This window comes from Candidatus Vicinibacter proximus (assembly GCA_016713905.1).
GTDB lineage: Bacteria > Bacteroidota > Bacteroidia > Chitinophagales > Saprospiraceae > Vicinibacter > Vicinibacter proximus.
The window spans coordinates 67,904-81,360 of record JADJOE010000001.1; the positions used below are offsets into that span (position 1 = coordinate 67,904).

Sequence of the window (13,457 nt, forward strand, 5' to 3'; positions counted from 1 at the left end):
ATTTGGAGATAATTAAAAAATATGCCCGCCAATCAAAAATTTTAATATTTTTGTAGGGAGACACAAATTATCTTTTATTCAATACTGGATTGAAGGTAAACACACTATAAAACACCTAATTTATTCATTATGAAAACCAGATTTTCTGTAATCTTTTATGTACTATTTCCTTTTTTTGTTTCTGCACAATGGCTTGAAACTTTTAATGTAAATCATTTAAATTTATGGGTGGGTGACATTTCTGATTTTAATGTAAATCAAAGTAGTCAACTTCAGCTATCTGCTAATTCCGCCGGAGAAAGCTTTATTTTCAGACCGTACAAATACAGCTCTGACAGCATGGCATGGACCATCTATTGCAAGTTGTTATTTAGTCCGTCGACTTCTAATAAACTTAGAATCTATTTGGCAGCGGACATCCCTGATCCTTTTACCTCGGACGGATATTTTCTGGAAATTGGTGAAAATGGAAATGAGGATCGGTGGCATTTAATTGCCAGACAAAACAACAGTACCACCTTACTGGGCTCAGGAATGGTTGCGAAATTTTCATCGGATCCGTCGGAATGCCGATTTTCCATAAAACGCATGGGAGATACTTTATGGCAAGTTTCCACTGACTATTCAGAAACAAATAATTTAATCATAGAAAGAGAATTTTTTGATCCAGTTCAATTGCCACTTAAGGATTCCTATTTTGGTTTATATTGTCAATATACAGACACAAGAAAAGACAAATTTATTTTTGATGACATTGGGATTAGGATTCAAGAATCAGATACCATTAAACCTTTTATCATAAAGGCAGAAATAGAGGATGATTTACATTTGAAAATTGAATTCAACGAAACAACAAATGAAATGCAATCATTGGATATTTCAAATTATACAATTGATCTAACTCGTCATCCAATGCAGATAAATAAATCTACAACCGACGAAAAAATATACATTTTAACCTTTGAAAAAGCTTTTGAACCGGAAAAAATATACCGCCTCTATTATAAAGATATCAAAGATATTTCAGGCAATAGTGTATCTGAAAATCAATCCATCGAGTTCAAATCCCAGCAATATCATTCCGCAAAAAACGGTGATCTGCTGATCAATGAATTTATGGCAGATCCAAGTCCCTCTGCAGGACTTCCGGAAACAGAATTCATAGAACTTCTAAACATTTCCGGAAAAATTCTCCAACTTAAAAACTTGAGTATTGCAGATGGATCAAGCATTTCGGAAAATTTCCCTGATTTCATTTTAGAGCCCGATTCCATGATAATTCTTTACCACAAATCAGATTCTTCTCTATTTAAAGATTTTGGAAAAGCAATTGGACTTTCTAAATTTCCAACCATTAACAATTCGGACGAAATTCTTCGGTTGTTTGATTCTCAAAATGAACTGATGCATCAGGTAAATTTTTCCGATACATGGTATCAAAACAGTTTTAAGAAAAATGGTGGTTATAGTCTGGAATTAAAGAAACCCAGGCAATCTTGTAAAGGGGCAGAAGTCTGGGGTCCTTCTGACCATATTTTAGGTGGAACACCCGGCAAAATAAATACTGGATATAATTTAGAATCTGATCAAATCGCACCAATATTACTCACTTACCATGTACCTAATGAATATGAAATCGAACTGATTTTTAATGAATCCTTGGATGCTACTTCTGTACAACAAACCATTAACTACACTCTGAATAATTTAAATCCTGCAAGTGCAGATATTCACTCAACGGAAAATAATAAGGTAATCCTCTTTTTTGAAAAATCTTTTCAGGGTGGTAGTATTTATATGCTCAACATTAAAAACATAAGAGACTGTTCAAAAAATTATATTTCAGAAACCAGTATTGAAATTTCCATTCCAGCAGAACCCCAACCCGGAGATCTGGCTTGGAATGAAATACTTTTTAATCCTGAAACTGGTGGGGAAGATTTTGTTGAAATTTATAATAAAAGCAATAAAGCTATTTCTATAAGAGACATTTACTTGTCCAACCCATTGTCTGAACCCAGATTTATAAAATTAAAATCTGATCATATTGTTTTACCACAATCCTATTTTGCACTTACTTCTGATAAGAAAAGCCTAATGCTTAAATATCCAAATTCTGAGGAACAGCATATTATTGAAACAGAAATTCCCTCCCTTGATGATACCAAAGGCATTCTTTTACTGGCCATTCAAAAAAATAATAGTCTGATGGTAATCGATTCCTTACAATATATGGAGGATTGGCATAATCCTTTGCTCGTCGATAAGGAGGGAGTTTCGCTTGAAAAAATAAACCCTATCCTCTTATCGGCAAATAAAAATCATTGGCAATCCTCTAGCGCAAGCGCAAATTATGCTACCCCGGGAACAAAAAACAGTCAATACCTGGAGGAAATACGTAACAAAGATCACCAATATTATATACCCTCCCATGTGATCAGTCCCAACCAGGATGGCTACAGGGACTTTCTTGGTATTGAATTTAATTTGGATTTAAGCGGGTACAAAATCAGAGCGGAAATTTATGACCTTTCCGGTCAGCTGATCTATGTTATCAGCCAACAGATCATTGGCCCTCAGGAAGTTTTGAAGTGGAATGCAGTTGACTTAAAAGGACAAAAGGTTCCTTCAGGAAATTATATATTAATTATGCAACTTGTTCATCCTGAAGGATCAAAACTTTCGTACAAAGAGTTGATAGTCGTGGATAATGGTAAGAAGTAGCTAATTAAAGTTACTTTTGTAGCCAAATCGAATCTTACTTGAATTCTAAGGAATCACATTGGTTTAATAACAGAATATTTCAATGGTCAGTGGTTATTGGAATCCTTGGAATCAGTACTCTGTTTTTGTTTCCACCGGAATATCTATTCGTAAAGCAGATTGCAAAATATGCGACATATTGGATGTTTGGCTGTTTGGTTATCGGAATTATCTTTATGTTCCTGGACATCAATTGGATATTATACATTGCCTTTGGCTGTGCTGGCTTTCTGGCCTTGTTTTTGCATTTATCCTTCAATACCTCCATAAAATTTGCGTCTGAAAATACAGATATATCCATTTCCGTATTATTTGCCAATCCTTCACTAAGCACAGATGACAGAAACAATACCTTTAGAATTTTAGACAGCATCCAGGCTGATTTGGTTATTTTCGAGGAACTGACTCCTGAATGGCGGGACTTGATGGATTTTTTCGTCAAAAACTATCCATCAAACATTATGATTGTACGTATTGACCCTTTAGGGAAAGGAATTTTTAGTAAAAAACAAATTCTGAAATCAGATACCATATCAATCTTGAACAATCCTGTGGTACTGGCACACTTAAAAAATTCTGAAAATCAGGATTTCATCGTTGGAATTTGTAACAGTACGCCTCCTTTTACCCTTCATGATTACAATAAACTAAATTCCTTTTTGGATACACTTTCCCGTGCACTAAATCAATCTCCTTTACCTAAAATTCTTGCGACTAATTTAAATATTGAGCCTTGGTCCAGAGAATTAAGAGAATTCAGAAATGAAACTAACCTAACATCTAGCCGGAGACAGAATAACGAAGGATTAAACAACAAAACCCTATTAAGTGTCTTTAATGCACCAAACGGTGAAATCATTTTCAGTAAGGACTTTGAATGTTCCTACTTTAATGTAATTACAGATTCAAACGCTAATCCTATTGGTATACTTGGAAAATATCAATTTATTAAAGAAACAACTACTCCTCAAAAATATTAACTATTCAATCCATAAACTGTAGAAATGTTTTGTACTGCCTTTTTACTTAGTATTTCATTCAGAATTATTTTAAATTTAATATTTTACATGAATGAATATTTAATTCATTACTTCAATAGGATGCATGTTCCTGGTACATATTCAAAAGGATTTTATAATGAAATTTCATATTGAACTTTATTCAGGATGATATTGGCTAAAGTTTCGTAAAATTTCTTTTTTAATATTCTGCAATTTTTTTTACTAAATGATTTTAAAACAAGTTGAAAATAAAATGATAAAAAATCTAAATGTCCATCTACTCCTTGTAAGATTCCTTTTGCTCTATATTTTTCTATTTGGCTCTAATCAGGTGAATTGCTTAGCTCAACAAAAAGAATACTTTCAACAGTTTGTGGATTATAAGATTGAAGTTACCCTAGATGATGAAAACCACATTCTTCAGGGTAAAATCAATATGAAGTATACAAATAATAGTCCCGATGTACTAGACCGAATCGGGATGCATCTTTGGCCAAACGCTTTTTCAAACAATAACACTGCTTTTGGTAAACAAAAATTATTACATCGAAAAACCGAATTTTATGATGCAAAAACTAACGAACTGGGATCAATATACAACCTTCACTTTCTTGTTGATGGGGATGAAACAAAATTAGAATACCTGAAAAATCAATCCGACCAGGCATGGTTGCTATTAAATAAACCGCTTTTGCCAGGCAAAACAATAAATATTGAATCCCCATTTACAGTTAAAATTCCTACATCTTTTAGTCGTTTGGGTCATGTGGATCAAACCTATCAAATAACACAATGGTATCCCAAACCCGCAGTCTATGATAAAAAAGGCTGGCATTTAATGCCATATTTGGATCAGGGTGAATTTTATTCAGAGTTTGGAAACTTTGAAGTCACTATTAAAATTCCTGAAAACTATGTGGTTGGTGCTACCGGAACTCTGGAAACTGATAGCGAAAAAGAATTTTTGAATCAACGAATTTTATTAACCAATCAATTTATCAAAGATGGAATAAATAAATTTTCGAAAATAGTGCCTTCTTCAGGAACCTTAAAAACCATTAGATATAAAGCACAAATGGTTCATGATTTTGCCTGGTTTGCAGATAAACAATTCTATGTCCAACAAGATCAAATAATTCTGGAATCCGGTAAAAAAGTTATTACCTGGGCTATGTTTAATACCCTTGGTGCATGGACAGATGCGGTAAAATTTGTAGGCCGGGCTGTCGCCTTCTACTCAAAACATGTTGGAGAGTATCCTTATCCGCAGGCAATCGCAGTGCATAGTGCTTTAAGTGCAGGGGCAGGTATGGAATACCCCATGATCACCGTAATAGGGAATGAGCGATTTTCAAAAGGATTGGATGAAGTAATAACCCATGAAGTAGGACATAATTGGTTCTATGGAATACTGGCATCCAATGAAAGGGAACATCCATTTTTAGATGAAGGAATTAATTCCTATTATGAAGACAGATATATGGAAGAATATTACCCAAATTCTTCCATTTCAAATCTTGGAATTTTATCCAAATTCACTGGTGGGTTTGATGATAACGAATTAATTTATCAATACATGGGAAGGTCATACCTGGATCAATTTCCCGACCAGCAAAGTGAAAACTTTAGTCTCATAAATTATGGAACTGATGTGTACACCAAGTCTGCCAAACTCTTTGAAGATGCCGAGGAATATCTTGGCTTGATTGATTTTGACCGGATCATGAAAAAATATTATGAATCCTGGAAATTCAAACATCCATACCCGGAAGATCTTGAGAAAATTTTTACTGAAAATTCCAATAAAAATATGGACTGGCTATTCCACTATTTTCTAACTACCAATAAGAAAATGGATTACAGCATCCGTGCCATCAAACATCAAAATGACTCTGTAGAGATTTTACTTAAAAATTCAGGACAGGTCCCGGCACCATTCCAAATTGCATGCCTGCAAGATGATCAAATAAAATATTCCGCGTGGGTCGATGGTTTTTTTGGCAATAAAAAAATACGTATACCAAATCTTAATGCAGACCATTACATAATCGATCCAAATTTTCAAAGTTATGATTTGTATCGACACAACAACACGATTCGTGCGCATGGAATTTTTAAGAAAGTTGAACCACTTCAGGTGAAACTATTTCCGGTAGTAGACAATCCTGCAAAAACCGAGATTGGAATCACTCCTGTTATCGGTAGAAATTCATACAATGGATTCATGGCGGGTTTGTATTTTTCTCAGCCTTATTTTCCACCAAGAGACTGGACTTTTAATGCCATGCCAATGTATTCTTTTGGGAATAAGAGTCTAAGCGGTAAAGCCCATACTGCATGGAAAAAACATTTCAGTGAGGGTCAAATCCATTCCATTAAAATTGGTATTCATGCCAAAAGATTTGGCTACGATGAAAAACAAGTTTTCAATGAAGCTTTAAATTATGTTCAGCTTAGCCCCTATTTAGAATTTACCTTTAATACTCCTCCTTCAAAATATATCCAATCTAAGCTGGCTTACCAGTTTCATTACATTAGGGATGAAGTGAGCAATTTTAATGCACCTGATTCTACATTTAATGTAGTACATCTCAATAATCAAATACATGAGCTCAAGTATATTTATGAAAACCCAAAAATCTTATCGCCTCAGTCTTTTAGCGCAATGCTGCAATTTGAAAATTATAATGATGCCTTTTCTATAAAACAAAATTACCTAAGGGCAGATCTTGAATTTAATCAAAAAATTCGGATAAAGAATAAAAGATTCTTTGAATTAAGATTAGCTACTTCTTTCTTTCCATTAAATTCACAGCGAAAATCCTCAGCGATTGCTGCGAGAAATGTACAGAATTTTGTTCGTGGTTCCGCAGGTGCAGCGTTTCAGGGATATCACGATTATACCAACGAAAATCTTTTCCTGGGCAGAAGCAGGGATAAAGGTATTTGGGCCCAACAAATTATGATACGCCAGGGTGGAATGAAAATTGCTCCGGGGATAAGTCAAAGAAGCAATCTTGGAAATACCAATTCCTTTCTGACTGCAATTAATCTGAGTACAGATATTCCGGTTAAATATATAGGAAATATCATTCGTCCATATTTTGATGTAGTATATATGGATGATAATTCATCGGACAAAAATGTTTGGCTGATGAGTGGAGGCATAAATCTTCATGTGCCCGGAGACGTTTGGAACATATATTTTCCCCTATACCATTCTTCAAACATTCGCGATCTTTATAAAAGCCTGAATGCCAATTCATACTCCCAGCAAATCTGCTTCTCTTTTCAGATTAAATTTTTTAAACTTTATGATATTCTAAGCCTTATTTAAACATCATATATTTTTACCATCATGAAAAACTTAGAAGTACAAACAGATAATCACATTCTTTATATTTATCTCAACAGACCTGATGTTTTTAATAGTTTTAATCGGGAGATGTCACTTGAATTGCAGGAAGCATTGGATCTCGCGTATGCAAATGAAGATATCAGGGTTGTGTATTTATCAGGAAAGGGAAAAGCTTTCTGTGCAGGGCAAGATCTAAAAGAAGCTATAGATCCTGATGGTCCCGAAATCCGGACCATTCTGGAGGAACATTACAACCCATTAATTTTGCGCATTAGAAAATTAAACAAACCTGTAATTGCTGCTGTAAATGGTGTGGCTGCTGGTGCCGGGGCAAATCTTGCTCTGGCCTGCGATATTGTGGTTGCAAATGAAGGAGCTTCTTTCATCCAGGCCTTTAGTAAAATAGGCTTGATTCCCGATTGCAGTGGTACATTTATGTTGCCGAGATTAATTGGCTGGCAAAGGGCTTCTGCTTTAATGATGACCGCAGAAAAAGTATCTGCTCATGAAGCCCAACAAATGGGTATGATTTATAAAGTGTTTGCCAATGAAGATTTTGAATTGTCAAGCAAATCGTTGGCTGCCCAAATTGCAGATATGCCAACCAAGGGCTTGGTTTATACTAAATATGCTCTAAATGAATCGACTCATCATGCATTAGAAGCTCAATTAGAAACTGAATTAAAATTTCAAATACTTGCTGCACAAACCAAGGATTTCAAGGAAGGTGTGGACGCTTTTATAGAAAAAAGAAAGCCCGGGTTTATTGGAAAATAAATGTTCCGAAAAATAAAAAAGAGGTGAAAAATACTTTCCACCTCTTTTTTTATTACTAACGAACGAAAAACACTCAATTGTTCAACATGGAATTTAATCCCGGTGCGCTCAATCCGCTTCCACCAATTAATCCATAGGCAAAAATGGTATAACTCTTTCCTGCAGTTACCTTGTAATTAGCAAGACTGAATAAAGCAATACTGGTTCCCGGAAGTTTAACTTCCACCGTAATAGGCTTTGCTGCAACACTGGCAAAATTTGTATATTGTTTGTACGATAGGCTATTTGTAACCTTAACGCCATCAATATAAATATCGACAGAAGGTCCATTTGAAATTAAGTGCGCAAAACGCAAATAGGCCTTTGAAGTATCTGGAGTGTCATGCGTGTCATTAAATACAATAACTTCAAGGCTAGATTTCTGGTTTACAGCGACCAAGGTATATGCCTTATCCCCTTCAAAATCATAAGTTGAATTAATTAATGTGCTTCCATTGGCCTTGTCTTTAAGGTTAATGACCTGATTACCTGGGTCAACATTCTTGTAACTCAAGAAACTGGAAAACCCTACAGACCCAAAATAACTGGCCGAATCCTTAATGACCACATTCATAATTCCACCATCAGGAGAAGCGTTAATGAAAGCAACTTTAGCCGGACCTGGATCCTCTTCTTTTTTGCAGGAATTCAAGGTAAACAAACTACCAAGGGCAATAGCAACACTAAACAAATACACAATTCTATTCATATTAATTTAATTAAATTAGGAAAACTTGGAAAAGGGTGAAAATGGGTCGGGTATAGTGATGATAACGTGGTTATTTGTATTTTGTTGCATGAAGTACTAAAGTCCAAAATATGAACTTATTCAGAAACAATCCCAATTTCAGGCAGTCCTATAGTGGTAACAACATTCGCGGAGGTGGATTAAGACTTGGTGCTCCTATAATAATCGCCCTTGTGATAGCTGGTTTTTCCTATTTCCGCTATTGCTCCACAAAAACCTACAATGAATATTTAGGTATAAATCAACACATCAGTTTAACTCCTGAACAAGAAATTGCTATCGGTCTGCAATCTAAACCTGCGATGATTCAGGAGTATGGGGGAATGGATCCTGATCAAAGGGCTCAGGCACTGGTTCAGGAAACAGGAGCCAGTTTGGTACAAAATAGCGTTGCTTCGAAAACGCCTTATCAATACCAGTTTCATTTGCTGGCAGATCCCAATACCATCAATGCTTTTGCCTTGCCTGGGGGCCAAATTTTTATTACCAGAGCACTTTTTAATCAATTGCAAACAAAAGACCAATTGGCCGGGGTTCTGGGTCATGAAATCGGACATGTGGTCGCCCGACACGCAGGAGAGCGTATAGAAGAGGATCAGCTTTGGCAAGGAATCGCGGGAGCAGCCGGAATTGCCATGGGAGATTATCAATCCGCTCAAGCCGCACAACAAATTGCAGCCCTTATCAGTCTGAAATACGGTCGCGATCAGGAACTTCAATCAGATAATTTGGGCGTCCGTTTTATGATGGATGCTGGTTTTCAACCTGAAGAACTTATTGGTGTAATGGAAATTCTCAAAAAAGCATCCGGCGGACAGAGTCGTGAAGAGTTCACCTCTACGCACCCTGATCCTGAAAACAGAAAGGAAAAGATCAAAGAAGCTATTGAACAATACCGGCAAGCAAATAAGCAAAATGGACAAGGACAATAGACATTCCCTTTTTTAGGATAATATTTTCCTCCTTCCGCAATCTTCCTATCTTAGCCCCCCAGCATTAAACAGTTATGAAAAAACTTTTCCTATTAGACGGGCACGCTTTGGTTTACAGGGCTCATTATGCCTTTATTGGGCGACCCCTAATAAATTCAAAAGGCCTAAATACCTCCGCCATTTCCGGTTTTACCAGAACTCTTTGGGACATCATCAACAATGAAAAACCCTCCCATATTGCAGTAGCATTTGACTTACATGGTCCGACCTTCAGGCATGAAGAGTTTCCCGCATACAAAGCCAACCGCGAAGCACAACCTGAAGATATAAGTATCGCCCTCCCTTACATTGAAGAAATTGTAAAAGCCTTTAACATTCCAATTGTTACGGCCGAGTCTTACGAAGCCGATGATGTAATCGGAACTTTAGCCAAACAAGCTGCCGGAGAAGGTTTTGATGTGTACATGGTGACCCCGGATAAAGATTACGGACAACTTGTAGAAGATCATATTTTTATGTACAAACCTTCACGACAAGGAAATGGCGTGGATGTATTAGGTCCAAAGCAAATTGTGGAGTCCTGGGGACTAAAAAGAGTGGATCAGGTAATAGATTTGCTTGGATTAATGGGCGATGCTGTGGATAACATTCCAGGAATACCTGGTGTTGGAGAAAAAACTGCTGTAAAACTCTTACAGGAATTTGATACAGTTGAAAACCTTATTGCACATAAAGACCAAATCAGTGGTAAACTAAAAGATAAAGTAACAGAATTTGCTGACCAGGCCCTACTCAGCAAAAAACTGGCTACCATCAGTTTGGACGCTCCGGTCAAATTTGAAGAAAAAGCATATAGAATAGAGGGTGCCAATAAAGAAAAACTGGCCGAATTATTCAGAGAACTTGAATTTCGTTCATTGGCACAATCGGTTTTGGGTGGTCATTCAAGCACAGCCTCCAATCTACTTTTTGGCGTAGAAGAGAAAATAGAAAAAACACCATTGCCATCGACAGAATATAAAGTTTCTGACCATGACATCTACAATACTCCGCACGAATATCACTTGGTTACCGAAGAAAAAGATCTCTTGCATCTTTTAGACAAATTGCACTCTTCAAAATTGGTTTCCTTTGATACAGAAACCACTGGAATAGATGCTACAGCTGCAGAACTGGTGGGGATGTCTTTTGCCTTCAAACCAAAAGAAGCTTATTATGTACCTGTGGATAAGGATCAGAAAAAGGCTCAACAATTAGTAGACAGATTTAAAACCATTCTGGAAGACACAAATAAAAAATTTGTTGGCCAAAATATAAAATACGACATGCTGATGATGCTCCAATATGGCGTCGATATGCCCAGGCCGTATTTTGATACCATGATTGCACATTATCTGATAGAGCCTGATCTTCGACACAAACTTGACTTTCTTTCAGAAGCCTATCTCAATTATAAAATGGTAGGAATAGAAGAATTAATTGGTAAGAAAAGCGCGGAGCAAGGTTCTATGAGAGATGTTCCATTGGAAAAAATTAAGGAGTATGCTGCTGAAGATGCGGACATAACCTTACAACTCCACCCTGTTCTTGAAAAAGAAATTCTACAATTTGAGGTAAATGATGTTTTACAAAAAATTGAACTCCCATTGGTTAAAGTACTGTGTGATATTGAACATGCAGGCGTAAAAATCGATGCTGATTTTCTTAATAACTACAGTAAAGTATTGGGTAAACAAATTGAAATTACAGAAAGTGAAATTTACACCAAAGCAGGTGTTAGATTTAATATAGCAAGCCCGAAACAAGTGGGTGAGGTTCTTTTTGATCGATTAAAAATACCCTATAAATGGAAAAAAACAAGCACTAATCAATATAGTACAGACGAAGAAAAACTCAACGAATTGGCGAGTGAAAATGATGTGGTAAAAACCATTCTGGAACATCGCAAATTATCAAAATTGAAATCTACTTATGTGGATGCCTTACCCTTGATGATCAATCAAAAAACTGGAAGGGTGCACAGCTCATTCAATCAAGCCCGGGCAGCAACAGGAAGGCTTGCTTCAGAAAATCCAAACTTGCAGAATATCCCGATTAAAGATGAAGCAGGAAGAGAAATCAGAAAAGCCTTTATTCCAAGAGATGAAGATCATCTGATTTTTTCAGCGGACTATAGCCAGATAGAATTAAGATTGATCGCAGACATCAGCAACGAAGAAGCCATGATGGATGCCTTCATCAAAGGACAGGACATCCACCGCGCCACTGCAGCAAAAGTTTATGGTATCCCTTATGAAGCCGTCAGCGTAGACCAGCGTCGAAACGCAAAAACGGTGAACTTTTCAATTTTATATGGTGCTGGATCCACAAATATTTCTCGTCAATTGGGTATTTCCCGTACAGAAGCAAAAGAATTGATCGATCAATATTTCAATACATATACCGGTCTGAAAAAATACATGAGTGGTGTAGTGGAAGCTGCACGCTCGGACGGATTTGTGAAAACACTTCTTGGAAGGAAAAGAGTATTGAGAGATATTAATTCCAAAAATGCCTTAGCGAGAACGAATTCTGAACGGGTAGCTGTAAACACTCCAATTCAAGGCACCGCCGCCGATCTTATAAAGTTGGCGATGATTAAAATTCATGATCGTTTAAGTAAAGAAGATCTACAAACCAAAATGATTCTTCAGGTGCACGATGAATTGGTCTTTGACGTCCTGAAAGAAGAACTCAAACAAGTTCAGGAAATTGTTGTTTACGAAATGAAAAATGCTATTCCAGGTCTTCGTGTTCCTCTGGAAGTTGGTCTTGGTAGCGGCAATAATTGGTTAGAAGCACATTAAACAAAACGGAAAGCCATTGATATGAAATTAGTTCAACCCATCCATGTAAAGGACCTTGCCGAAAAATTCTCTCTCAAAATTATTGGGGAAGAAAACCAAATGGTTTATGGAATTAATGAAATACATAAAGTTACAGCCGGGGATTTAACCTTTGTGGATGCCGAAAAATATTATGCTAAATCCATAAATTCTGCTGCTACCATAATTCTTATTAATAAAGAAACGGATTGCCCTCCGGGCAAGACTTTATTGGTCTGTGATCAACCTTTTGAAGTTTATAATCAACTTGTGACTTCAATCAGACCCGAACAAGTCCTTACAACAAACTACGCACACACAGCAAACATTCATCCTACAGCCATCATTGAACCTGGGGTAATCATTGGCCACCATGTAGTTATTGGAGAGGGTTCCTACATCCAGGCTAATGCTTATATTGGAGAATATACGGTCATTGGCAATCATTGCAGAATACAGGCGGGAGCTATTTTAGGTACAGATGCTTTTTATTATAAAAAGACCAAAGACGGTTTTGTCAAATGGCGCTCCTGTGGTCGAACCATTCTTCATGATCATGTGGAAATTGGCGCCGGGTCCACCATCAATAAAGGCGTTTCCGGAGATACCATCATTGGAGAAGGAACTAAAATTGATTGCCAGGTACATATAGGACATGGCGTAGTGGTAGGAAAGCATTGTCTTTTTGCAGCACAGGTAGGAATCGGTGGTAAGACAATCATTGGAGATCATGTAGTCCTTTATGGACAAGTTGGCGTAGCACAGAATCTTGTCATAGAATCCAATGTTACGGTACTCGCAACTTCAGGAGTTTCTAAAAATTTAGAAGCCGGTAAAACATATTTTGGCGCACCCGCAGAAGAAATTTCTGTTAAGTACCGCGAATTGGCTGCTCTAAGAGGTTTACCAAAACTGATCAGAGGAAAATAAACCCCTTTTTTTTACTCCTTTTCTCCTAGTGTACTAAATAAAAGA

At 36.7% G+C, this 13,457-nt stretch carries 8 protein-coding genes; 7 read left to right on the top strand and 1 reads right to left on the bottom strand.

Features of this window, described 5'->3' with window-relative positions; all coding sequences use genetic code 11:
- Positions 1-129: 129 nt before the first annotated feature.
- From IPJ83_00280 to IPJ83_00295, 4 genes are all read left to right on the top strand, one after another.
- A complete protein-coding gene (locus IPJ83_00280; protein ID MBK7878983.1) occupies positions 130-2,724 on the top strand; it encodes a lamin tail domain-containing protein in 2,595 nt (864 codons plus the stop codon).
- Between the two features lie 38 nt (positions 2,725-2,762).
- The gene (locus IPJ83_00285) at positions 2,763-3,743 is read left to right on the top strand and encodes an endonuclease/exonuclease/phosphatase family protein (GenBank protein ID MBK7878984.1); all 981 of its coding nucleotides are present in this window, start codon (positions 2,763-2,765) and stop codon (positions 3,741-3,743) included.
- Positions 3,744-4,017: 274 nt separating this feature from the next.
- Positions 4,018-7,101, top strand: coding sequence for a M1 family metallopeptidase (locus IPJ83_00290; GenBank protein ID MBK7878985.1), 3,084 nt, complete (start codon positions 4,018-4,020; stop codon positions 7,099-7,101).
- Between the two features lie 21 nt (positions 7,102-7,122).
- The gene (locus IPJ83_00295; protein MBK7878986.1) at positions 7,123-7,899 is read left to right on the top strand and encodes an enoyl-CoA hydratase/isomerase family protein; all 777 of its coding nucleotides are present in this window, start codon (positions 7,123-7,125) and stop codon (positions 7,897-7,899) included.
- Between the two features lie 73 nt (positions 7,900-7,972).
- On the opposite strand, the gene IPJ83_00300 is transcribed toward IPJ83_00295, so the two are convergent.
- Entirely contained in the window at positions 7,973-8,647 is a 675-nt protein-coding gene (locus IPJ83_00300) for a DUF4397 domain-containing protein (GenBank protein MBK7878987.1), read from the bottom strand.
- A 110-nt stretch (positions 8,648-8,757) separates the two neighbouring features.
- Here IPJ83_00300 and IPJ83_00305 point away from each other — a divergent pair, with 110 nt between their 5' ends.
- From IPJ83_00305 to IPJ83_00315, 3 genes are all read left to right on the top strand, one after another.
- Positions 8,758-9,618: a M48 family metallopeptidase gene (locus IPJ83_00305; GenBank protein MBK7878988.1), complete on the top strand. Its 861-nt coding sequence runs from the start codon at positions 8,758-8,760 to the stop codon at positions 9,616-9,618.
- A 74-nt stretch (positions 9,619-9,692) separates the two neighbouring features.
- Positions 9,693-12,464 (top strand): DNA polymerase I, encoded by a 2,772-nt coding sequence (gene polA, locus IPJ83_00310; GenBank protein ID MBK7878989.1) that lies wholly within the window; start codon positions 9,693-9,695, stop codon positions 12,462-12,464.
- Between the two features lie 21 nt (positions 12,465-12,485).
- Positions 12,486-13,412, top strand: coding sequence for a UDP-3-O-(3-hydroxymyristoyl)glucosamine N-acyltransferase (locus IPJ83_00315; protein ID MBK7878990.1), 927 nt, complete (start codon positions 12,486-12,488; stop codon positions 13,410-13,412).
- Positions 13,413-13,457 lie beyond the last annotated feature (45 nt).